Genomic DNA, 23124 nt, shown 5'->3' with positions numbered 1-23124 from the left:
AACATGACCGTTGACGAAACCCGTGCAAAGCCGCGCTCCGGCGTGGAAGACGTCTGGCCCCTGTCTCCACTGCAGGAGGGAATGCTCTACCACACCGCTCTCGACAAGGACGGCCCGGACACCTACACCGTGCAGTCCGTCTACGGCATCGAGGGCCCGCTGGACTCCGAGCGTCTGAGGAAGTCCTGGCAGGCGCTCCTGGACCGGCATGCCGCGCTGCGGGTCTGCTTCCGGTACGTCAGCGGCGCGCAGATGGTCCAGGTCGTCCTACGGGACGTCAAGATCCCGTGGCGTGAGACGGACCTCTCCGGACTCCCGGACGACCTGGCCGACGGTGAGGTGGGGCGACTGGCGGAGGAAGAGCTCGCCGAACGCTTCCGTCTCGAGACGGCCCCGCTGATGAAACTGCACCTGATCCGGCTCGGCCCGGAGAGCCACCGGCTCGTACACACCCTTCATCATGTCCTGGCCGACGGCTGGTCGATGCCGATCATTCACCGCGAGCTCTCCGCGATCTACGCGGCCGGCGGGGACCCGTCCGGACTGCCGGTCGCGGCCTCCTACCGCGACTACCTCTCCTGGCTGGGACGCCAGGACAAGGAGGCGGCCCGGGCCGCCTGGCGCAAGGAGCTCGCCGGCCTGGACGCCCCCACCACGGTCGCCCCGGCCGATCCGAGCCGAGTACCGGACATCGACACGGTGATGACCGAGCTTCCCCCGGAGCTGACGAACGATCTGGCACAGCTGGCCCGTGGTCACGACCTCACGCTGAGCACCGTGGTACAGGGCGTGTGGGCCGTCGTGCTGTCGCAACTGGCAGGCCGCACCGACGTGGTGTTCGGTGCGACCGTCTCGGGTCGGCCGGCCGAGCTGGCCGGCGTGGAGTCGATGGTCGGCATGCTGCTCGGCACCCTGCCGGTGCGCGTCCGCCTCGACGGCGGGCGGCGGGTCGTCGACCTTCTCGCCGATCTGCAGCGGAACCAGTCGGCGCTCATGGCCCACCAGCATCTCGGCCTGCAGGAGGCGCAGGCCGCCGCCGGACCCGGAGCGATCTTCGACACGCTCGTCATCTACGAGAACTTCCCCCGCACCGGACTCGACCAGCCGCAGGACGGCGGCCTGAACATGCGCCCCGTGCGGAAGGGACGCGACTCCTCGCACTACCCCTTCACCCTGGTCACCGGGCCGGGCGAGCGGATGCCGGTCATTCTCAACTACGACCGGGGCCTGTTCGACCGGGAGGTCGCCGAATCCGTCCTGGGCGCGTTCGTCCGGGTGGCGGAACGGCTGGTCGCCGAGCCCGATGTCCTGGTCGGCCGGCTGACCCTGCTGAGCGTCGCCGAGCGCGCCGTGGTGGTGGACGACTGGAACGCGACCGCGGGCCCGGTGCCCGGAGCGTCCGTGGTCGAGCTGTTCGGGCGGCGGGTGGACGCCGCACCCCATGCGGTGGCGATCACCGATGCCGGCGGCAGGGATCTGACCTACGCCGAGGTCGACCAGGCGTCGAACCGGCTGGCCGGATACCTCACCGGTTGCGGCGTCCGGCGTGGCGCCCTGGTCGGGGTGGCCATGGAACGGTCCGCCGACCTGGTGATCGCGTTCCTGGCGATCTGGAAGGCGGGCGCCGCGTTCGTCCCGATCGACGCGGGGAGCCCGGCTGAGCGGATCGCGCTCATCCTTGCCGACTCCGGGGTCCCGACCACCGTGTGCACGATCGCCACCAGGGCGGTCGCGCCGGAGAACGCGATCGTCCTCGACGCGCCGGAGACCCGCGCGGCCGTCGACGGCCGGGCCGCCACCGCTCCGGAGATCCGGGTCGGCGCGGACGATCTGGCGTATGTGATGTACACCTCCGGATCCACGGGCGTCCCGAAGGGCGTGGCCGTCACCCATGGGGGAGTGGCCGGCCTGGCGGGCGACGCGGGCTGGCGGATCGGTCCCGGGGACGGCGTGCTGATGCACGCGACACATGTCTTCGACGCCTCGCTCTACGAGATGTGGGTGCCGCTCGCCACGGGCGGCCGGATCCTGCTCGCCGAGCCGGGAGTGGTGGACGCCGGCGGCGTGCGCCTGGCCGTCGAACGGGGCGCGACCGCCGTCCACCTCACCGCCGGAACCTTCCGCGCCCTGGCGGAGGCGTCACCGGAATGCTTCACAGGTCTGATCGAGGTCGGCACAGGCGGGGACGTCGTTCCCGCCTTCGCGGTGGAGAACCTGCGGCGGGCCCAGCCCGGCCTGCGGGTGAGGAACACCTACGGGCCGACCGAGACCACCCTGTGCGCGACATGGAAGCCGATCGAGCCCGGTGACGGGACCGGGCGTGAGCTGCCGATCGGCCGCCCCATGGCGAACCGCGAGGTCTACGTCCTCGACGCCTTCCTGCAGCCGGTCGCGCCGGGGATCACCGGCGAGCTGTACATCGCCGGCACCGGCCTGGCCCGCGGGTACCTCGGCAGGCCGGACCTGACGGCCGAACGGTTCGTCGCATGCCCGTTCCTCGCCGGTGAGCGCATGTACCGCACGGGAGACCTGGCGCGCTGGAACCGCGACGGAGAGGTGGTGTTCCTCGGGCGGGCCGACGACCAGGTGAAGATCCGGGGCTTCCGGGTGGAGCCGGCCGAGGTGGAAGCCGTGCTGGCGGCCCAGCCGGGCGTGACCGAGGCGGTCGTCGTGGCGCGCGAGGACCAGCCCGGCGAGCGGCGTCTGGTCGGCTACGTCGTCACCGACGGAGGCGAGGCCGACGTGGAGGAGATGCGGCGGCGGATGGGCCTCGTCCTGCCCTCCTACATGGTGCCCGTGGCGGTCGTCGTTCGTCCGGGCCTGCCCATCACCGTGAACGGCAAGGTGGACCGCCGGGCCCTGCCCGCCCCCGACTTCGCGGAACGCACGTCGGAGAAGGCCCCCGAGAGCGAGACCGAGAAAGTGCTCTGCGCGCTGTTCGCCGAGATCCTCGGTGTCGAGCGGGTGGGCGTCGACGACGCCTTCCACGACCTGGGCGGCAGCTCGGCGCTGGCCATGCGGCTCATCGCGCGGATCCGTGAGGAGATCGGCGCGGACCTGCCCATCCGGCAGCTGTTCTCCTCGCCCACCCCCGCGGGCATCGCCAGGGCGTTGGCGGCGAAGTCACGTCCCGCGCTGGAGGCCGCCACCCGGCCGGAGCAGGTGCCTCTCACCGCCCGGCAGCTCCGCGCCTGGCTGCTGGCCCGTCCCGGAGAGACGACCGCGGGCATGCACGCCTCGGTCGCGCTGCGCGTGCGCGGCCGGCTGGACGTGCCCGCGCTGGAGGCGGCGCTCGGTGACGTCGCGTCCCGGCACGAGATCCTCCGGACGACCTTCCCCGGCCAGGCCACGACCGTCCACCAGCACGTCCACGACTCCGCGGCGGTTCAGCTGACGCCGGTTGCGGCCGCCGAGGAGGACCTCCCCGGGCTTCTCGCCGAACGGGCCCGACGGCCCTTCGACCTCACCCGTGAGATGCCGTGGCGCTGCGACCTCTTCGCGGTCGCGGAGCGGGAGCACGTGCTGGCGCTGACGGTGCACCGGATCGCCGCCGACGACGACTCGCTGGACGTGTACTTCCGCGACCTGGCGGCCGCCTACGGCGCGCGGCGCGCGGGCCGGGTCCCGGAACGCGCGCCACTGACCCTGCAGTTCGCCGACTACGCCATCTGGGAGCAACGGCTGCTGGAGGGCGAGCGCGAGCAGGGAAGCCTGATCGACGACCAGACGTCCTTCTGGCGGGACCACCTCGCCGGCATCGACGGGGAAACGGTCCTCCCCTTCGACCGTCCGCGCCCGGCCATCCCGTCGCGGCAGGCCGGCACGGTCGCGCTGCGGCTGGACGGCGCCCCGCACGCCCGGCTGCTGGCGGCCCTGGACCCGACGGGCGCCGACGCTCACCAGCTGGTGCATGCCGCGCTCGCCATGCTGCTGACCCGACTGGGCGCGGGCGACGACCTCGTGATCGGCACGGTGCTGCCGCGGGACGAGGACCTGATCGACCTGGAGCCGATGGTCGGGCCGTTCGCCCGGCCGCTCCCGCTGCGCACCGCCGTCCCGGGCGACCCGACCTTCCTGGAGACCGTCGCCCGGGTGCAGGAGACCGTCCGGGACACCCGCCAGCACCTGGACGTCCCCTTCGAGCGAATCGTCGATCTGCTGGACCTGCCCGCCTCGCTCTCCCGCCACCCCGTGTTCCAGGTGTCCCTGGAGGTGGCCGAGGAGGACACCGGCGCGTGGGACGCGACCGAACTGCCGGCCCTGCGCACCAGCGTCGAACCCGGCCGGCCCGAGGCCATCGAGCTGGACCTGGCCTTCAGGCTCACCGAGCACCGCGACGAGGACGACCGCGGCGACGGCATCGACGGAGAACTCCGCTACGCCGTCGACCTGTTCGACCGGGCCACGGCCGAAACGCTGGCCCGACGGCTGGTCCGCGTCCTGGAACAGGTGGCGGAGGACCCCCACCGGCGTGTCAGTGACCTGGAGATCCTGCTGGACGACGCCGAGCGCGAGCGTCCGGCCGAGGCCCCGGCTGTGTGGACCGGGTCCGTGCCCCCGGCAGTCGCCGACCTGGTCCAGGACGGCCCGCTCGGCGCGCTGGTGCTCGACGACCGGCTGCTCCCCGTCGCGCCCGGAGCCGTCGGCGGTCTCTACCTCACCGGCCCCGCGGTCGACGCGCGCCCGGCCGACCAGAGCCTGGCCTGCCCGTTCGGGGCCGAGGGGCGGCGGATGCTGCGCACCGGCCTGCTCGCCCGCTGGTCCGCTGCCGGAACCCTGACCGTCCTGGGCGAGCGGCGGCGATCCAGCGTCGCGGCGAAGACCGCCACGGGCGACTTCGAGGTCCTGCTGCCGCTGCGCCCCGGCGGCGACCGTCCGCCGCTGTTCTGCGTCCACGCGAGCGGCGGCCTGAGCTGGAACTACGGGCCGCTGCTGCGGGAGCTCCCGTCGAACCAGCCGGTCTACGGAATCCAGGCGCGCGGCCTGGCCCGCACCGAAGCCCTGCCCGGCGGCGTCGAGGAGATGGCGGCCGACTACGTCGCGCAGATCCGCACCGTACAGCCGACCGGGCCCTACCACCTCCTCGGTTGGTCCCTCGGCGGGCGGATCGCGCAGGCGATGGCCGCGCTGTTCGAGGCCGAGGGCGAGCGGGTCGGCCTGCTCGCCCTGCTCGACGCCTACCCCACCTACATGGGGAAGAAGGCACGCGGCGACGGGCAGGCCCAGGAGGCCGTGGACAAGCTGAAGGAACAGCAGATGGAGCTCGCCGCCGGACTGGCCAGGGGGGACGGAGCCCGGGCCCGCCTCGAAGAGGTGATGCGGAACCTCGCCGAGGTCGGGCCCAGGCACGACGCCCCGAGCTTCGCCGGCGACATCCTGCTGTTCATCGCCGCGAAGGACCGCCCCCCGCACATGCCCGTCGATTGGGCGATCGCCAGCTGGCGGCCTCTGACCAGCGGAACCGTGGAGCCCCACGAGATCCCCGTCGACCACAACGAGATGTTGCAGCCCGCGTCGCTGGCCCGGATCGGGGCCGTCGTCGCCGAGAAGCTCCGGCCGCGGCCGTAGCAGGAAAGGAACACCGTGACCAACCCCTTTGACAACGAGGACGGCTCCTTCTTCGTGCTCGTCAACGACGAGGGCCAGCACTCCCTCTGGCCCGCCTTCGCCGAAGTGCCGGACGGCTGGACCCCGGTGCACGGCGCGGCCGCCCGCCAGGACTGCCTCGCCTACGTCGAGGAGAACTGGACCGACCTCCGGCCGAAGAGCCTGATCGCGGAGATCGGCGGCTGAGAGTGTCCAGCCGCTCAATTCGGGCGGTTGGACGGGCTCGACGCCCGTCCGACCGCCCGGAGACCGCCATTGCGCGAACGCCGGCCGGATGAGACGAAAGGACCCGCGGCATGTTCGAGAAGATCAACGTCCTCCGGGCGTCGCAGTTGCACCGGAGGAACCGGTTCGATCCGGTGCCCGAGCTCCACTCCCTGATGAGCGAGGGCGACCTGACCGTCCTGGGAACCGAGGACTCCGCCGAGGGGCGGACCGCGTGGCTCGCCACCGGGATCAAGGAGGTCCGGCAGGTCCTCGGCTCGGACAAGTTCAGCGCGCGCCTGCTCTACGGCGGGACTGCGGCCGGCTTCATCTGGCCCGGCTTCCTCACCCAGTACGACCCGCCGGAGCACACGCGGCTCCGGCGGATGGTGACTCCCGCGTTCTCCGTCCGCCGGATGCAGGGATTCCGGCCGCAGGTCGAGCAGATCGTCCAGGACAGCCTGGGCGCCATCGAGGCACTCGGCGGCCCGGTGGACTTCGTCCCGCACTTCGGATGGGCCGTGGCGACGCCGGCGACCTGCGACTTCCTCGGCATTCCCCGGGACGACCAGGCGGATCTGGCACGGGTCCTGCTCGCCAGCCGGGCTGACCGGTCGGGCAAGAGGCGCACCGCGGCGGGGAACAAGTTCATGACCTACATGAAGCAGCATGTCGCCAACTCGCGCCGGGATCCCGGCGACGACATGTTCGGCGTCGTGGTGCGCGAACACGGTGACGCCATCACGGACGCCGAGCTGACGGGGGTGGCCGCGTTCGTCATGGGCGCGGGCGCCGACCAGGTGGCCCGTCTGCTCGCGGCGGGCGCGTGGCTGATGGTCGAAGCGCCCGAGCAGTTCGCCGTGCTACGGGAGAAGCCCGACGCCGTACCGGGTTGGCTGGACGAAGTGATCCGGTACCTCACGACCGACGAGAAGACTCATCCGCGCGTCGCGACGCAGGACGTGCGGATCGGGGACCACCTCGTCAAGGCCGGCGACACCGTCACGTGTTCCCTGCTGGCCGCCAACCGCCGGAACTACCCCGGTGCGGACGACGAGTTCGACATCACCCGTGCTCGGCCGGAACACCTGGCGTTCGGGTACGGCATCCATCACTGCCTCGGCAGAGCTCTGGCCGAGCTGATGTTCCGGGTCGCGATTCCGGCGCTGGCGCACCGCTTCCCCACCCTGCGGCTGGCCGAACCGCACCGCGAGATCACCTTGGGGCCGCCGCCGTTCGATGTGGAAGCCCTGCTGCTCGACTGGTAGCACCGGAAACCTTGGGAGGACCGATGGCACTTCCCCTGCCGCACCAGCGGCACCGGCTCGATCCCGTGCCGGAGTTCCACGGCCTGATGGACGAGGGGCCGCTGCACGAATACGACACCCAGCCCGGGATGGGCGGCCGTAAGCAATGGCTGGTCACCGGGTATGACGAGGCCCGGGAGATTCTCGCCGATCCCGAGCGGTTCAGCTCCATGCGGCCGGTCGACGACGGGGCCGACCGGGCTGAGCTGCCGGGAATCCTCCAGGCATACGACCCGCCGGACCACACCCGGTTGCGCAGGACCGTGGCCCCGGCCTACTCGGTCCGGCGGATGGAACGGCTGCGGCCGCGTGTCGAGGAAATCGTCGAAGAATGCCTGGACGATCTGGAGAACGTGGGGTCGCCGGTCGACTTCGTCAGGCACGCGGCCTGGCCCATCCCGGCGCTCATCGCCTGTGAGTTCCTCGATGTCCCCCGCGACGACCAGGCCGAGCTGTCGCGGATGATCCGGGAGAGCAGGGGAAGCAGGCTCCCCCGGCAGCGGACCTCTTCGGGGATGGGCGTCGTCGACTACGCCAAGAAGCTCGTGGCCCGCAAGCGCCGCGATCCCGGCGAGGGGCTGATCGGTGTCATCGTGCGCGAGCACGGCGCGGAGGTCAGCGACGAGGAACTGGCGGGGCTCGCCGAGGGGAACCTGATCATGGCAGCTGAGCAGATGGCTTCCCAGCTGGCGGTCGCGGTGCTCCTGTTCGTGACCCATCCCGACCAGGCGGCGCTGCTTCGCGAACGTCCCGAACTCGTGGACGGCGCGATCGAGGAGCTGCTGCGGCATGCTTCGATCATCGAGGCCCCGACCCCTCGGGTCGCTCTCGCGGACGTGCGCGTCGCCGGACGCGACATCCGGGCCGGAGACGTCGTGACCTGCTCCACGATGGCGGTCAACCGTCCGCGGGGAGACCGCTTCGACATCACCCGTGAGAACCCGAAGCACCTGGCGTTCGGACACGGAATCCACCATTGTCCCGGGGCACCGCTGGCCAGGCTCCAGCTGCAGGTTGCCCTGCCGGCGGTGTTGCGCCGGTTCCCGTCGCTGCGGCTCGCCGTCCCGGAGGAGGACCTGCGGTTCAAGCCGGGCCGGCCCGAGCCCTTCGCCGTGGAGGAGCTTCCCGTTGAGTGGTGACGACCGGCCTCCGGTCCACACGCTTCGGCAGGGCTTCGACCCGGCCGACGAACTGCGCGCCGCCGGACCGCTGACGCGGATCACGATCGGGTCCGGAGCGGGGGCCGAAAGGACCTGGCTGGCCACAGGGCACGCGGTCGTCCGGCAGGTTCTCGGCGATCACACCCGGTTCAGCACGCGCCGCCGCTTCGACCGGAACGACGAGATCGGCGGAAAGGGCGTCTTCCGGCCGCGTGAGCTGGTCGGCAACCTGATGGACTACGACCCGCCGGAGCACACCAGGCTACGGCGCCTGCTGGCTCCGGGGTTCACCCATCGCCGGATACGGAGGATGGCCCCGTACATCGAACAGATCGTGACGGAACGCCTCGACGCGATGGAGCGGGAGGGGTCCCCCGCGGACCTGATCGAGGTGTTCGCCGACCAGGTGCCCGGCTCCGTGCTGTGCGAGCTGCTCGGGGTACCGCGAGACGACCGCGCCATGTTCCTCCAGCTCTGCCACCGGCATCTCGACGCTTCGCTCAGCGGTCGAAGGCGGGCGGCCGCGGGCGAGGCGTTCTCCCGCTACCTGGTGACCATGGTCGCCAGGGAGCGGAAGGACCCCGGCGAAGGACTCATCGGCATGGTCGTCGCCGAACACGGCGACGCGGTCACCGATGAGGAGCTGAGGGGCGTCTGCGTGCAGATGATGCTGGCCGGGGACGACAACATCTCCGGCATGATCGGCCTGGGCGTGCTGGCGCTGTTGCGGAATCCCGAGCAGATCGCCGCGCTGCGGGGCGACGTCCAGTCGGCGGACCGGGCGGTCGACGAGCTGATCCGGTACCTGACGGTCCCCTACGCTCCGACACCCCGGACCGCCGTCGAGGACATCACCGTCGGCGACCAGGTGATCAGGGCGGGGGAGACGGTCCTCTGCTCCCTCCCGGCGGCCAACCGAGACCCCGCTCTGCTGCCGGACGCGGATCGTCTCGACGTCACCCGGGAACCCGTCCCCCATGTCGCGTTCGGGCACGGTGTCCACCATTGTCTGGGAGCCGCTCTCGCCCGCCTCGAACTGCGCATCGCCTATACCGCGCTGTGGCAGCGCTTTCCAGGGCTGCGGCTGGCGGATCCCGCCGGGGCGACCGAGTTCCGGCTGAGCACCCCCGCGTACGGAATCAGCAGCCTGCTGGTCGCGTGGTGACCGAATGGACGGCTTGAGCGGCGATCAATTGCGCTGCACAATCGCAAAAGACTCGATCGAGGGATGGTGGGATATGTCGGAGGAAACGTTCGACGTGGTGGTGGCGGGAGGCGGGCCGGCGGGTTCGACCGTGGCCTCCCTGGTCGCCATGCAGGGCCACCGGGTACTCCTGCTGGAGAAAGAGGTGTTCCCGCGGTACCAGATCGGCGAGTCGTTGCTTCCGTCCACCGTTCACGGGGTGTGCCGGATGCTCGGCGTCACCGAGGAACTCGCGGCGGCGCAATTCCCGGTGAAGCGTGGCGGTACATTCCGGTGGGGTGCGAGGCCGGAACCGTGGACTTTCTCCTTCGCGGTGTCCCCGCGGATGACAGGACCGACCTCGTTCGCCTATCAGGTGGAGCGGGCGCGATTCGACGAGATCCTGCTGAACAACGCCAAGCGCAAGGGCGTGGTGGTCCGCGAGGGATGTTCGGTCACCGCAGTCGTCGAGGAGGGCGACCGGGTCACCGGCCTGCGGTACACCGACTCCGACGGCGGTGAGCACGAGGTCAGCGCACGTTTCGTGATCGACGCGTCGGGCAACAAGAGCCGGCTGCACTCCAGTGTCGGCGGCACCCGCGACTATTCGGAGTTCTTCCGCAGTCTGGCACTGTTCGGCTACTTCGAGAACGGCAAACGGCTCCCGCAGCCCAATTCGGGCAATATTCTGAGTGTCGCCTTCAACAGCGGCTGGTTCTGGTACATTCCGCTGAGCGATACACTCACCAGTGTGGGCGTCGTGGTTCGCAGGGAGATGGCCGAGAAGATCCAGGGAGACCGGGAAGAGGCGTACAAGACCCTGATCGCCGAATGCCCGCTGATCACGGAATACCTGTCGGACGCACGTCGGGTGACGACCGGGGATTACGGGGAACTGCGGGTGCGGAAGGACTACTCCTACCACCAGACGACCTTCTGGCGCCCGGGAATGATTCTCGTGGGCGACGCCGCGTGCTTCGTCGACCCGGTATTCTCCTCCGGCGTGCACCTGGCAACCTACAGCGCACTGCTCGCCGCCCGTTCCATCAACAGCATTCTCGGGGGCGACCTGGACGAGAAGGCCGCCCTGAACGAATTCGAGGCCCGATACCGACGGGAATACGGGGTGTTCTACGAGTTCCTCGTGGCGTTCTACCAGATGAACGAGAACGAGGAATCGTATTTCTGGCACGCCAAGAAGGTCACGAACAACGAGCACACGGAGTTCGAGTCGTTCGTGGAACTGGTCGGCGGGGTGGCGTCCGGCGAGTCGGCGCTCGTGGCGTCCAGGATCGCCGAGCACAGCGCCGAGTTCGCCGGGGCCGTCGACCGGATGGCCGCCGCTGATGACGGGGACATGGTGCCGTTGTTCAAGTCGCACGTGGTCAAGCAGGTGATGCAGGAGGGCGGCCAGGTCCAGATGAGGGCGGTTCTCGGCGAGGACGCCGCGCCCGAGGAGCCGGTCTTCCCGGGCGGGCTGGTGTCCTCGCCCGACGGGATGAAATGGCTGCCCTACCGTGGGTGAGGTCGACGAGGCCGCGCCGCTGGTGCGACCGACGGCGAACTACATGAGAAGGACGCTCTGCGATCCGCACGAGGACATGTTCGCCCTCAGGGCGCACGGCCCGCTGATCCGGATCGAGGGGAACGCGTCCGATCAGATGAGCACGGACTACGTCTGGCAGGCCATGGGCTACGACGTGGTGCGAAAGATACTCGGCGACCACGAGAACTTCACGACGCGGCTCCGACTGACCGAGGCGCAGCCGCTCAGCGGCGAAGGGGTTCCGGTCCCGCCGGAGCTGGTGGGACAGATCTCGATCTACGATCCCCCCGAACACACGCGTCTGCGGCGGATGCTGACGCCGGAGTTCACGGTCCGACGGATCCGCAGGCTGGAGCCGGCGATCGAGGGCATCGTCGAAGAGCACCTCGATGCGATGGAGGTCGCGGGAGCACCTGCGGATCTCCAGGTGCTGTTCGCCGACCCGGTCGGTGGCGAGACCCTGTGCGAGCTGCTCGGGGTCCCGCGCGACGACCGGAGCGAGTTCATCCGCCGCGTCAGGCAGAATGTCGACCTCAGCCGCGGGTACCGGGCCCGGGCGGCGGACAGCGCGGCGTTCAACCGGTACCTGAAGACGCTCATCACCCGGCAGCGGAAGGAGCCCGACGAGGGGTTCCTCGGCATGCTCGTGCGTGAGCACGGCGAGCGGATCACCGACGAGGAGTTGAAGGGCGTCTGCACGGCGCTGGTCCTCGGCGGCGTCGAGAGCGTCGCCGGGATGATCGGCTTCGGCGTCCTCGCGCTGCTCGAACACCCCGACCAGAGGCAGTTGCTCTTCGCTTCGCGCGAGGAGGCAGACCGCCTGGTGAACGAACTGCTGCGCTTCCTCTCGGCGGTGCAGCAGCCGACTCCGCGCATGGCCGTCAGGGATGTCGTCGTGGACGGGCAGCTGATCAAGGCGGGGGAGTATGTCCTCTGTTCGATTCTCATGGCCAACCGCGACACGGGGTTGACGCCGGATCCCCATCTCCTCGACGCGAACCGTGAATCGCTCCCGCATGTCGGATTCGGGCACGGCATCCACCACTGCATAGGCGCCGCAGTGGCGAGGGCGGTGCTCCGTATCGCCTATCAGTCCCTGTGGCGACGGTTCCCCGGACTGGGCCTGGCCGTACCCACGGGGGACGTGAAGTTCCGCAGCGCGTTCATCGACAGCCCGGATCGCCTGCCGGTCACCTGGTAGCGGGCGCCACGACGGATCAACGATCGATCGAGAGATGGTGAGAGATGTCGGCAGAAGCGTTCGACGTGGTGGTGGCGGGGGGTGGGCCGGCGGGTTCGACCGCGGCCTCCTTGGTGGCCATGCAGGGCCACCGGGTGCTCTTGGTGGAGAAAGAGGTCTTTCCGCGCTACCGGGTCGGTGAGTCGCTGCTTCCGTCCACCGTGCACGGGGTGTGCCGGCTGCTCGGCGTCACAGACGAACTGGCGGAGACGGATTTCCCGGTGAAGCGGGGTGCGACGTTCCAGTGGGGCGGCCGGCCGGAGCCGTGGGCCTTCTCCTTCGAGGCGTCACCGCGACTGACCGGCCCGACGTCTTTCGCCTACCAGGCGGATCGGACGCGGTTCGACGGGATCCTGCTGAACAATGCCAAGCGCAAGGGTGTGGTGGTCCGTGAAGGGTGCTCGGTCACCGCAGTCGTCGAGGAGGGCGACCGGGTCACCGGCCTGCGGTACACCGACTCCGACGGCGGTGAGCACGAGGTCGGCGCGCGTTTCGTGATCGACGCGACAGGCCAGGAGAGCCCGCTGTTCTCCAGCGTCGGCGGCACCCGCGACCATACGGAGTCCTTCCGCGGCCTGGCGCTGTCCGGCTACTTCGGGAACGGCTGCAAGCGGCTGCCGGAACCGCATGCGGGCGACGGCCTGAGTGTGGCCTTCGACGGCGGCTGGTTCTGGTACATCCCGCTGTTCGGCGGGCTGACCAGCGTGGGCGCGGTGGTGCGCGGGGAGAGGGCCGAGAAGCTCCAGGGCGACCGGGAGGAGGCGTTCAAGGCACTGATCGCCGAATGCCCGACCATCTCGGATCTGCTTTCGGAGGGGATGCGGGTGACGGCCGGCAAATACGGGAAGCTGCGGATCAGCGAGGACTACGCCTACCACCAGACGACGTTCTGGCGCCCGGGGATGATCCTGGTGGGCGACGCCGCGTGTTCCCTCGACCCGCTGTTCTCCAGCGGCGTCCATCTCGCGACCTACAGCGCCCTGCTGGCCGCCCGTTCGATCAACAGCGTCCTCGCGGGCGATCTGGATGAGAAGACCGCCCTGACGGAGTTCGAGGCGCGGTACCGTCGCGAGTTCGGGGCGTTCTCCGATCTGCTCACGGCGTTCCACACGACGGCCGGTGACGAGTACCCGGAACCGGAGTCGTTCGTGGATCTGGCCGCCGGAGTGTCGTCCGGCGAGGCGGCGCTCGCGGCAGGGGAACCGGTGCTCCCAGGTGGGCTGGCGGTCTCGCCCGACGGATTGAAGTGGCTGCCCGACGCAGCCCGGTAATCATTCGATCGCAAGGAGCAGAAGTGACTGAGGAACGGCTCTTTCTCCGGTCCAGCACCATCATCGAGCCATTGGTCGATCGGTTCTACGCCCAGCTGTACACGACGGCTCCGGTCACGGCCAGCATGAACCTGGCCTTCCGGCAGATCCCGATGCTGGAGTCCTATCTGCAGACCCCGGACTGGCACTTCTCAGGCAGCCGCGATCCGAAGTTCCGCGGCGGATTCTTCGTCGGTGTCGAGGAGAAGCGGAAGGGCGAGGTCGAGGCGCTGCTGGCGGCCATCCGGCGCGACCGGGCGGACATGATCCGGTTCGCCGAGGCGATCGCGGAGGCCGAGAAGACCGTTCGGGAGGAGGCGACCGGCTACGACCTCAGGCCGCTCTACCCGAGGCTGCCCCCCGAGCTGGCGGGCCTGGTGGAAGTCACCTATGACACCGGCAACCAGGCATCGCTGCACTTCCTGGAGCCGCTGGTCTACCGGAGCAAGGCCTACACCGAGGACCGCCAGTCGGTCCAGCTCTCGGTGGAGACAGGCATCGAGCGGCCGTTCGTGATGAGCACCCCACGGCTGCCCTCGCCCGACGTGCTGGAGTTGGACATCCCCTTCCGGCACCCTGGCATCGAGGAGCTGTTCCGTTCCAGGGTGCGGCCCACCACCCTGGCCGCGCTCCGCGAGGCGTTGGAGCTCGGCGACGCGGAAGCCACCCAGCTGTCCCGCCTGCTGGTCGCGGAGCCGGGGCTGGCCGCCGACCGCCGTGTCACGGGCGGAGCCAGGATCCGTTACTGGGGGCATGCCTGCCTCCTCCTGCAGACGCCCGAGGTGTCGATCCTCACGGACCCGTTCATCAGCGCCGACACCAGCGCGACCGGCCGGTACACCTATGACGACCTGCCCGACCACATCGACTACGTCCTCATCACCCACGGGCATTCCGACCATCTCGTGTCCGAGACCCTGCTCCAGCTCCGTGGCCGGGTCGGCACATTCGTCGTGCCGAGGAACTCGCGCGGCAATCTGTGCGACCCGTCGCTGGCGCTCTTCCTGAAATGCCTCGGGTTCCCCGTCATCGAGGTGGACGACTTCGACGAGGTGCCCTTCCCCGACGGGAAGATCGTCGCCACTCCGTTCTTCGGGGAGCACGCTGATCTCGACATTCGCGCCAAGTCGACCTACTGGATACGTCTCGGCGGGAAGTCCGTCTACGTGGGAGCGGACTCCTCCGGCCTCGATCCGGTCCTCTACCGCTACGTCCGCCGGCATCTCGGACGGGTCGACATCGCGTTCCTCGGCATGGAGTGCGACGGTGCGCCGATGAATTGGAAGTACCAGCCCCTGTTCACCCAGCCGATCCCGAAGAAGATGAGCGCCACCCGCAAACTGTCCGGCTCCAACGCGGAGCAGGCGAGCGCGATCGTCACCGAGCTGGGGGCCGAAGAGGTGTACATCTACGCCATGGGTGAGGAGAGCTGGCTCGGTCACGTCATGGCCACCAGCTACAACGAGGACTCCTATCAGCTCCAGCAGATCGCCGAGTTCCAGGAATGGTGCTCGCGCAAGGGAGTCAAATCCGGCCACCTGCTCGACCGGGCCGAATGGCAGTGGTCGTAGCCGGACGGAAGAGGGAGAGAGCTGATCACCTTGGAGTACTCCTCAGTTGCCAGCTCCAGTAGCGATGCCATAACCGGAGAAGTGCTTGCGGGCCTCGCAGTGATCTTCGCCGTGGCATTCGTCTTCGCCCGGCTCGCCAAGCTCATCCGGCAACCTGCGGTCATGGGGGAGATCATCGCCGGTGTCGCCCTGGGGCCGAGCCTGTTGGGCCTCCTCCCGGGCGACCCCGTCAGAACGTTGTTCCCGGCGGACGCACGGCCGATCCTGCAGGCGCTCGCGCAGCTCGGACTCGTCCTGTTCATGTTCGGCATCGGCTACGAACTGGACTTCGCCCGGCTCCGGGGAAACGGCCGCCGGGTCACCTCGGTCTCACTCGGTTCCATGGCGCTGCCGTTGGCGCTGGGGACCGGGCTCGCCGTTCTCCTGTTTCCCTGGTACGACAAGTCGCAGCTCGGCACCCATGGCGTGCTCGCCCCGGCGATCTTCCTCGGGGCGGCGATGTCGATCACCGCGTTCCCGGTGCTGTCCCGGATCATCACGGAGTACGGCATGCAGCGCAGCCGCATCGGTGCCATGGCGCTCGCCTGTGCCGCCGTCCAGGACTTCCTCGCCTGGTGCGTACTGGCCGTGGTCGTGGTCATCGCCACCGCAAGCGGTCCGTGGCCGCTGGCACGGATGGTGCTGGAGTCGGCTCTGTTCCTGGTCGTCCTCCTCTACGCCGTGCGACCGGGGCTGCGTTGGCTGCTGGCTCCGGAGCGGCCGCGGGCGGTCGGCAGCTCTCTCATCCATGCCGTCCTCGTCACCGGACTGCTGGTGTCCGCCTGGGCGACCAACCGGATCGGCCTGCACCCCGTCTTCGGTGCCTTCGCCTTCGGTGCCGCGATACCCCGCCACCGCCTCCAGGCGCAGGCCCCTCAGGTCGTCGAGCGCATCGAGCAGACCAGTCTCTTCCTGCTGCCGGTCTTCTTCACCGTGACCGGCCTGTCGGTGGACATCGGCGGGCTCGCCGGCCGCGGTCTGATCATGACCGTCGCCGCCGTGCTGGTTGCTTGTACGGGGAAGTTCGTCGGCGCTGCCGCCTCCGCAAGCCTGACCGGCGCCACGAGGCCCGAGGCGATGACGCTCGGCGTCCTGCTCAACGCCCGCGGGCTCACGGAACTGGTCATCCTGAACGTGGGCCTCGGGCTCGGCATGCTGGACAGCCGCATGTTCAGCGCCATGGTCGTCATGGCACTGGCCACCACGTTCATCACGGGACCACTGCTGCAACGCCTCGGATTCCACGAGGGACTCAGACCGGCCCCGGTTCCCAGGGAGAACGTGGACCACGGCGTCTGACGCGAGGTCGGTGCCCGGCCGGCGTCGTGCCGGATCATCCGCGTGCAGGAACAGGGCCGCCTGCCTTCCGGGCAGGCGGCCCTGTCAGAGGTGTTCCGGGCAGGGAGCGGTCGGCGACCTCGTGCACCTACGTGATGGGGAAGTCGAAGTAGGTGTCCGGATAGGGTTCGTTGTCGAGGGTGTAATGCCACCACTCGCACTCGTACGCGCTGAAACCGCAGGTCTCCATGATGGACCGCAGGTTCTGACGGTTCCGTGCCTCGGCAGGTGTGATCCCTTGGGCACCATGGTGCGAGACGGGATCCATCAGGTCGTGGTCGCCGCCCATGGGAACGAGTTCATTCGTGGTCAGGTCATAGAGCGTGAGGTCGACGGTGCTGCCCCGGCTGTGTCCCGACTTGGCGGCCACATATCCCCGCTCGAACATCTCGGCCCTGTCGATATGGGGATAGTGCCGCGACTTGGTCCGGCCGTCCTCCGGCTGCTGCGACCAGCGCAGGAAGCAGTCGACGGCGCGCTGCGGGCGATAGCCGTCCCAGAGCAGCAGGCTGAACCCCAGTGATGCGGCCTGATCCCGTGCCCGCCCCAGGGCCGTGCACAGAGCCCTCGTACCGACGATTCGATTGGCCAGGTATCCGTCCACCGGTTTGCCGGTGAAGTTGTCCCACGTGGCGTACTTGGCATCCCACCGTATTCCGGGCACCAGGTCGTCCGCGAAGACGAAGCCGTCCTTCATCACATCTTCCCTGTCAGAGCGAGGGAGACGGTTCGGTCGATCACTTCGGAGAGCGGCAGGCCCGCGGCCGCCATCATCCGCGGATAACGGCTGTACGAGGTCATTCCGGGGAAGGTGTTGACCTCATTGAGGACTACTTCTCCGTCCTCCTTGAGGAACATGTCCACCCGCGAGAGACCGCGGCACCCCAAGGCGCGGTACACGGCCTTGGCCGTCTCCTGGACGATCAGCCGTGACTCCTCGGGGATGTCGGCGGGGACGATGGCTACGGAGTTCTCGGAACCGGTCTCCGGGGAGTTCTCCTGATGGATCCTGAAGAATCCCTGCGAGAGCGCGATCCGGTCCAGCTCGCCCACGACGAGCTCCGACTCGTTCCCCAGGATGGCGCAGCCGATCTCGCTGCCGGGGACAGCCTCTTCGATCAGCACCTTCGAGTCGTACTGCCGTGCCGTTTCCACCGCACTCGGAAGTTCCTCTGCCGCGGAGACCTTGGTGACGCCGAAGGACGATCCCGATCGGGCCGGCTTCACGAAGACCGGGAAGGTGAGCCGGGCGGGATCGACGGTCTCGTCCGCCGTGACGGTCCAGAAATTCGGCGTGGCGATTCCTGCGCTTCCGGCGACGGCATAGGCAAGGGATTTGTCCATGCACAGGGCGGAACTCTGCACGTTGCAGCCGATATAGGGGATGCCCGAGAGCTCCAGCAGACCCTGCATGGCGCCGTCCTCGCCGAGTGTGCCGTGCAGCACGGGCAGTATGACGTCCAAACGGACCGTGCTGCAGCCCCCCTTCTCCAGAATGAGCAGTCCGTGCACCCCGCTGTCCGGCGACAGCACGACCGGGCGGCCGTCGCCGTTCTCCCACTCCGCGTCGGGCCCGTCGCAGAGCTTCCAGGCACCGCTCCTCGTGATCCCGATGTAGAAGGGTTCGTACTTCTCGAGATCCAGGTTCCGGGCCACCTCTCGCGCGGACTTGACGGAGACGGGGTGCTCCTCGGAACGGCCCCCGAAGATGATGCCGATCTTCAGCCTACCCATGCTGATTCCCGCTTTCGAATGTCAGGCAGTTGAGGAAAGAGTTCTCCACGGTGTCGCGCAGAGCACGATCCGTGAAGTAGGCGGTGTGCGGGGTGATGAGTGCATTCGGCAGCTCCTGCAGGCGCAGCAGTGCTTTGCTCTCTATGGGTTTGTTGCGGCAGTCGGCGTAGAAGACTCCTTCCTCGCCTTCGACGACATCCAGCGCCGCGCCGCCCAGCCTGCCGCTCTCCAGTTCGTGCACCAGGGCTTCGGTGTCGATGAGCCCGCCACGTCCGGTGTTGATGATCAGCGCGCCGTCCTTCATCTGTGCCAGGCGCTGCCGGTTCAGCAGATGGTGTGTGGCCGCGGTGAGCAGCGCATGCAGCGTGACCAGGTCGCTCTGCCGCAGCAATTCATCGAGTGGAACGTACTCGACGGCGGCGCCGGGGCGGTCCACGAGACGGGTGTCATGGGCCAGAACGCGGCAGCCGAAACCCCGCAACCGGTCCAGGACCGCCGCGCCGATACGCCCCGTCCCGACCACTCCGACAGTCAGATCACGCAGTTCCCTGCCGCGCACATCGCTCAGCCGGTAGTCGTGCATATCGGTGCGGCGGACGATGGATTTTGCACCCCTTACCGCCATCAGAATGAGCATCAGCGTGTAGTCGGCCACGCTGTCCGGCGAGTAGGAGACGTTTTCGACAAAGATGCCGATGCTACCCGCGTATTCCACGTCGATGTGGTTGTACCCGATGCTCCGCGTGGAGATGTAGCGCACGCCGGCCACCCGGAGCGCACGCAGCGTGGCGTGGGTGACAGGAGTCTTGTGGCTGATGCTGATACACCGGCTGCCGGAGGCCAGTTCACTATTGGCTTCGGACACCGCGGCGTCGGTGATGACCGGCAGCACACCGAAGCCGGGCGCCAGCTCGCGGAACTGATCGGCTTCGTCCGGACCGCACCCGTAGATGGTGACACGGGTCTTCTCGCTGTGGGTCATGCCTCCAGTCAACGCGGCGTGCTGTTGCCGGAACGTATTCGGTTTTCGATACACACGCGATACGCCCCACCCCCTTGGCTGGAGGCATGACCGACAAAACACCAGCCGTGATGCCCAGGGAGCCCGCGTGATCCCGCTCAGCCTCGACGAGATCGCCGAAATCGTGGACGGAAACGTCGCGGGCGACAGCTCCGTGACCGTGACCGCGCCGGCCGTGCTCGACAGCCGGCAGGCTGAGCCGGGCGGCCTCTTCGTGGCTTTCGCCGGCGAGCATGTCGACGGCCATGACTACGCGGAACGGGCCGGGGCGGCCGGTGCGGTGGCCGTGCTCGGCTCCCGGCCCACGCCGCTGCCCACCGTCGTCGTCGAGGATGTCCGGGCCGCGCTGCGGATGCTCGCCGCCCGTGTCGTGGCCCGGCTGCGCGACGGACTGACCGTCGTCGGGGTGACCGGCTCGCAGGGCAAGACCGGCACCAAGGACCTGCTGGCGGCCGTGCTTTCGGGCGCCGGACCGACGGTCGCCACGGCCGGCTCGCTCAACAACGAGCTCGGTGTGCCGCTCACCATGCTGCGCGCCCAGGCGGCCACCCGGTTCCTCGTCCTGGAGATGGGAGCCCGCCATGTCGGCGACATCGCCGGGCTCACCGGCCTGGTCTCGCCCGACATCGCCGTCGTCCTCAACGTCGGCGTGGCCCACCTCGGCGAGTTCGGGTCGCGCGCCGCCATCGCCAGGACCAAGGGCGAACTGGTGCAAGGTCTTGTACCCGGCGGCACCGCCGTTCTCAACGCCGACGATCCCAGGGTGGCCGCGATGAGCGCGCTGACCGATGGTCCGGTTCTGACCTTCGGCCGGGCGGCCCACACCGACGTCCAGGTACTCGACCTGGCCCTCGACCGGCTCGGCCGGCCATCCTGCACGCTGCGGACCGCCGCCGCCTCGGCGCACCTGACGCTGCCACTGGTCGGCGCCCACCAGGCGCTCAACGCTTCGGCTGCCACGGCGGCAGCACTGGCGGCCGGGGTTCCCCTCGGCCTGGCCACGGTGGCGCTGACCACCGCCTCGCTGTCGCCGTGGCGGATGGAGGTGCGCGACCTCGCCTGCGGGGCGACGCTGCTCAACGACACCTACAACGCCAACCCCGACTCGACCCGCGCCGCCCTGGACGCGCTGGCAGCCATCGAGTGCGGACGCCGCATCGCCGTACTCGGCGAAATGCTCGAACTCGGCGACGGCAGTGCGGCGCAGCACCGTGCCGTCGGGCTGTACGCCGCCGAACGGGCTGATCTGGTGGCGGTCGTCGGCGAGGCCGCCCGGCCCATCGCCGACGGTGCGGGGGAGCGGGCGGTGCTCTTCGCCGGCAAGGACGCGGCCGTCGACTGGCTGCGCGACCACCTCGCCGCCGGGGACGTGGTGCTGGTCAAGGCATCCCGAGGGGCGCGCCTCGACGAAGTCGCCGCCGCGCTCGCGTAGTCGGCTGCACGGTTCAGCGTCCGCGCCGCCTCATGTAGAGGTCGAAGGCCCGGTAGGTCATCGGCCGCAGCGGCAGGTCCCACTCACCGACGTACCGTACCGCCCGGCCGCCGGCGCCGACTTTGAACTGGACCAGGCCGACGTGCGGGTCGTCGGCGTCGAGGGTCGGAGTGATGCCGCGCAGGTCGTAGACGTCGCAGCCGGCCGCGAGCGCGTCGCGGATCATCGCCCACTGGCAGGCGTTGGAGCCGCGCACCTCGCGCTTCGCGGTGGCGGAGGCGCCATAGGAGTACACCGCGTGGGCCCCGACGCGGACCAGGACCGTGGCGGCGACCAAGTCGCCCTGGTGGTGGGCCAGGTAGAGGGTGATCCGTTCGGGGTCCTCGGCGTTCAGTGCCGCGAACATGGTCTCGAAGTAGCGCAGCGGCCGGGGGGTGAAGTGGTCGCGCTGGGCGGTGTGGACGTAGAGGTCGTGAAACGCCTTGAGGTCCTCCGGACCCCCGTCGCTGACCGTGACTTCGACGCCCTCCTTCGCCGCCTTCTTGATGTTGCGGCGCCACTGCTGGTTCATGCCCCTGAGCAGCTCGTCCTCGGACCTGCCCGCCAGCGGTACCTCGTACTTGAACTGCGGATGCCCGACTCCGAACCCGTCCTCCGGGTTCTGGGGCAGCCAGCCCGCGTCCTTGAGCCCGCTGCTCACGCGGGCGCCGACCGGGTCGCCCGACTGTCCTGGCAGATCGGTCAGCCGCCGGATCCCCGGGTCGGCGATGCCCTCCTTGACCTGGGCGGCGCTCCAGGCGTCCGTCACCACCGGCGGGCCGAGCCGGATCGCGAACGCGCCCTGCTCCTTGAGGTACGCCGCCAGGGGATCGAGCCACGCACCGATCTCGCCGCTCCAGTCGATGACCGGGCCCTCGGGCAGGTACGCCAGCGTGAGACGGTCGAGCCGTGGTAGCGGGCGGTGCAGGACGAGCCCGGCGCCGACCAGGCGCCGGCCGTCGAACCAGCCGAGGGACTCGCTGCGCCATTCGGTCTTGACCCGGCCCCACGCCGGGGTCTGCAGAAAGCTGACCGACCGCTGGGCCCGCACGAACGCCAGGTGCTCGGCGGCGCTGATCGGCCTGATGACCGGATTCCCGGCTGCGGTCGGTGTCGGTTCACTGGAGGACATGGAGGACATGCTGCCAGTCAACGCAGTGGGGTGTTGCCCTGACGTATGCGGATTTTGATACGCCGACGACATGCCACCGCCTGGCCGCCTCCGGCGTTCACCAGCTGATCCTGGCCGCCACCGGCCGGTGGTCACTGCCCGTGGCCGGCAGCAGCCACGCACTCCTCGGCTCCACGCCGCGGACCAGGATCTGGTCGATCCGCACCATCGGGAACGTCGCCGGCCAGCTGAAGCCGAACCCGTCCCCCGCGACGTCCTGGGCCGAACGCAGTTGAGCGGTGAGGCCGTCGAACGCACGGTCGTCCATGGCGCCGTTGAAGTCGCCGACCACCAGTACCCGTTCGCTGCGGTCGGCGGCGACATCCCCGGCGAGCTTCGTCGCGCCGGGGTTCCGCGTTTCCGTCCAGAAGCCGCCCCTGGGCATCACCCTCACCGAACCGAGATGCACCACGTACACGGCCAGCGGTCCCTTCGCGGTGGTCACGGTGGTGCGCAGCGCACGGTACGGGTCCAGCGGCCCGGCCGTGCCCGACTGGACGTCGACCGGCTGGGTGCCGGACAGCGGCAGCTTGCTCCACAGCCCGACCGTGCCCTCCACGGAGTGGTACGGGTACGCCGTCGCCAGCTCGTTCTCGTACGTGCCCATGGCCTGGTCGGTCAGTTCCTCGAGTGCCAGCAGATCCGCGCCGGAGGCGGCCAGGTCACGGGCGGTGCCGGCCGGATCACGGTTGTCGGCGTTCACGTTGTGGCTGACGATCGTGAGATCGCCGCTTCGGTGGGACTTGTCGTGGAGCAGTCCGCCGAAGAGGCCGACCCACACGATGGCCGGCAGCAGCAGCGCGATGACCGCGGAGGCGGAACGGCGCCATAGTGCCCCGGCCAACAGCACGGGGACGAACAGGCCGAACCACGGCAGGAAGGTCTCCACCAGACTGCCCAGACCGGCCCAGTTCGTGACGCTCCTGTGCAGCAGCAGAAGCAGCCCGAGCAGCAGCGCACACGCCGTGAGTACCGGGCCGCGCCTCCACGGGCCCGGCCCGGAACCGCTCGCAGGCCGAGTTGCTTCGTTATCAGTCGGCAGGCTTCCCTGTCCGGTCTCCGCCGTGTCCACCCTGGTCATCGTCTGTTCTCGCTCACTCTTGCTCACCGCCGATCGCCGCTTTCTGACGCTCCGTCGGGGGATCGCGCCACCTGCCCCACCGGGCTCGCCGCGAGGCGTGTTCGACGGCGCCATGGCCGGGGTTCGAGACATGCAACCAGG

Annotated in this window: 16 protein-coding genes; 11 read left to right on the top strand and 5 right to left on the bottom strand. The window is 69.4% G+C overall.

The window, feature by feature from the left end; translation table 11 throughout:
• Nucleotides 1-3: 3 nt before the first annotated feature.
• The 10 genes from ABZW30_RS22240 (at nt 4) to ABZW30_RS22195 (ending at nt 16466) form a co-directional block, all read left to right on the top strand.
• Nucleotides 4-5568, top strand: coding sequence for an amino acid adenylation domain-containing protein (locus ABZW30_RS22240; protein ID WP_355672881.1), 5565 nt, complete (start codon nt 4-6; stop codon nt 5566-5568).
• Between the two features lie 15 nt (nt 5569-5583).
• The gene (locus tag ABZW30_RS22235; RefSeq protein WP_355672880.1) at nt 5584-5793 is read left to right on the top strand and encodes an MbtH family protein; all 210 of its coding nucleotides are present in this window, start codon (nt 5584-5586) and stop codon (nt 5791-5793) included.
• Between the two features lie 110 nt (nt 5794-5903).
• Nucleotides 5904-7079 carry a cytochrome P450 gene (locus ABZW30_RS22230; protein WP_355672879.1) on the top strand — a complete coding sequence of 392 codons (1176 nt, stop codon included), beginning with the start codon at nt 5904-5906 and terminating at the stop codon, nt 7077-7079.
• 23 nt (nt 7080-7102) lie between these two features.
• Nucleotides 7103-8257: a cytochrome P450 gene (locus ABZW30_RS22225; protein ID WP_355672878.1), complete on the top strand. Its 1155-nt coding sequence runs from the start codon at nt 7103-7105 to the stop codon at nt 8255-8257.
• The gene (locus ABZW30_RS22220; protein ID WP_355672877.1) at nt 8247-9443 is read left to right on the top strand and encodes a cytochrome P450; all 1197 of its coding nucleotides are present in this window, start codon (nt 8247-8249) and stop codon (nt 9441-9443) included. Before ABZW30_RS22225 ends, ABZW30_RS22220 begins: the two co-directional genes overlap by 11 nt.
• A 4-nt stretch (nt 9444-9447) precedes the next feature.
• Entirely contained in the window at nt 9448-10986 is a 1539-nt protein-coding gene (locus tag ABZW30_RS22215) for a tryptophan halogenase family protein (protein ID WP_355672876.1), read from the top strand.
• A complete protein-coding gene (locus ABZW30_RS22210) occupies nt 10979-12208 on the top strand; it encodes a cytochrome P450 (protein ID WP_355672875.1) in 1230 nt (409 codons plus the stop codon). The genes ABZW30_RS22215 and ABZW30_RS22210 overlap by 8 nt, the downstream gene beginning before the upstream one ends.
• Nucleotides 12209-12252: 44 nt before the next feature.
• Entirely contained in the window at nt 12253-13518 is a 1266-nt protein-coding gene (locus ABZW30_RS22205) for a tryptophan 7-halogenase (protein WP_355672874.1), read from the top strand.
• Nucleotides 13519-13541: 23 nt separating this feature from the next.
• Entirely contained in the window at nt 13542-15128 is a 1587-nt protein-coding gene (locus ABZW30_RS22200) for an MBL fold metallo-hydrolase (RefSeq protein ID WP_355672873.1), read from the top strand.
• A gap of 111 nt (nt 15129-15239) precedes the next feature.
• Nucleotides 15240-16466, top strand: a complete 1227-nt coding sequence (locus ABZW30_RS22195; protein ID WP_355672872.1) for a cation:proton antiporter — start codon at nt 15240-15242, stop codon at nt 16464-16466.
• A gap of 127 nt (nt 16467-16593) precedes the next feature.
• On the opposite strand, the gene vanX is transcribed toward ABZW30_RS22195, so the two are convergent.
• From vanX to ABZW30_RS22180, 3 genes are read right to left on the bottom strand one after another with little or no spacing between them, the layout of a single operon-like run.
• Nucleotides 16594-17202: a D-Ala-D-Ala dipeptidase VanX gene (vanX, locus tag ABZW30_RS22190; protein ID WP_355672871.1), complete on the bottom strand. Its 609-nt coding sequence runs from the start codon at nt 17200-17202 to the stop codon at nt 16594-16596.
• A complete protein-coding gene (gene vanA-Sc / locus ABZW30_RS22185; protein ID WP_355672870.1) occupies nt 17202-18239 on the bottom strand; it encodes a D-alanine--(R)-lactate ligase VanA-Sc in 1038 nt (345 codons plus the stop codon). The genes vanX and vanA-Sc overlap by 1 nt, the downstream gene beginning before the upstream one ends.
• Nucleotides 18232-19221 carry a D-isomer specific 2-hydroxyacid dehydrogenase family protein gene (locus tag ABZW30_RS22180; RefSeq protein WP_355672869.1) on the bottom strand — a complete coding sequence of 330 codons (990 nt, stop codon included), beginning with the start codon at nt 19219-19221 and terminating at the stop codon, nt 18232-18234. Before ABZW30_RS22180 ends, vanA-Sc begins: the two co-directional genes overlap by 8 nt.
• A 127-nt stretch (nt 19222-19348) precedes the next feature.
• Between ABZW30_RS22180 and murF the strand changes: the two genes are divergently transcribed.
• A complete protein-coding gene (gene murF, locus ABZW30_RS22175) occupies nt 19349-20692 on the top strand; it encodes a UDP-N-acetylmuramoyl-tripeptide--D-alanyl-D-alanine ligase (RefSeq protein WP_355672868.1) in 1344 nt (447 codons plus the stop codon).
• Between the two features lie 13 nt (nt 20693-20705).
• Here the strand turns inward: murF and ABZW30_RS22170 are convergent, their stop codons facing one another.
• Together ABZW30_RS22170 and ABZW30_RS22165 are read right to left on the bottom strand one after the other, a co-directional pair.
• Nucleotides 20706-21863, bottom strand: coding sequence for a peptidoglycan bridge formation glycyltransferase FemA/FemB family protein (locus ABZW30_RS22170; protein ID WP_355672867.1), 1158 nt, complete (start codon nt 21861-21863; stop codon nt 20706-20708).
• Between the two features lie 97 nt (nt 21864-21960).
• The gene (locus ABZW30_RS22165; protein WP_355672866.1) at nt 21961-22983 is read right to left on the bottom strand and encodes an endonuclease/exonuclease/phosphatase family protein; all 1023 of its coding nucleotides are present in this window, start codon (nt 22981-22983) and stop codon (nt 21961-21963) included.
• Nucleotides 22984-23124 lie beyond the last annotated feature (141 nt).

It is taken from the genome of Kitasatospora sp. NPDC004669, from assembly GCF_040609455.1.
Classification (GTDB): Bacteria; Actinomycetota; Actinomycetes; order Streptomycetales; family Streptomycetaceae; genus Kitasatospora.
Note: the sequence above shows the minus strand (reverse complement) of the source record. Positions and strands in the feature narration are given on the sequence as shown.

Coding starts and splice junctions, on each gene's coding strand:
- ABZW30_RS22240 (WP_355672881.1), top strand. CDS start 4: ATGACCGTTGACGAAACCCGTGCAAAGCCGCGCTCCGGCGTGGAAGAC.
- ABZW30_RS22230 (WP_355672879.1), top strand. CDS start 5,904: ATGTTCGAGAAGATCAACGTCCTCCGGGCGTCGCAGTTGCACCGGAGG.
- ABZW30_RS22225 (WP_355672878.1), top strand. CDS start 7,103: ATGGCACTTCCCCTGCCGCACCAGCGGCACCGGCTCGATCCCGTGCCG.
- ABZW30_RS22215 (WP_355672876.1), top strand. CDS start 9,448: ATGGACGGCTTGAGCGGCGATCAATTGCGCTGCACAATCGCAAAAGAC.
- ABZW30_RS22205 (WP_355672874.1), top strand. CDS start 12,253: ATGTCGGCAGAAGCGTTCGACGTGGTGGTGGCGGGGGGTGGGCCGGCG.
- vanX (WP_355672871.1), bottom strand. CDS start 17,202: ATGAAGGACGGCTTCGTCTTCGCGGACGACCTGGTGCCCGGAATACGG.
- vanA-Sc (WP_355672870.1), bottom strand. CDS start 18,239: ATGGGTAGGCTGAAGATCGGCATCATCTTCGGGGGCCGTTCCGAGGAG.
- ABZW30_RS22180 (WP_355672869.1), bottom strand. CDS start 19,221: ATGACCCACAGCGAGAAGACCCGTGTCACCATCTACGGGTGCGGTCCG.
- ABZW30_RS22170 (WP_355672867.1), bottom strand. CDS start 21,863: ATGTCCTCCAGTGAACCGACACCGACCGCAGCCGGGAATCCGGTCATC.
- ABZW30_RS22165 (WP_355672866.1), bottom strand. CDS start 22,983: ATGACCAGGGTGGACACGGCGGAGACCGGACAGGGAAGCCTGCCGACT.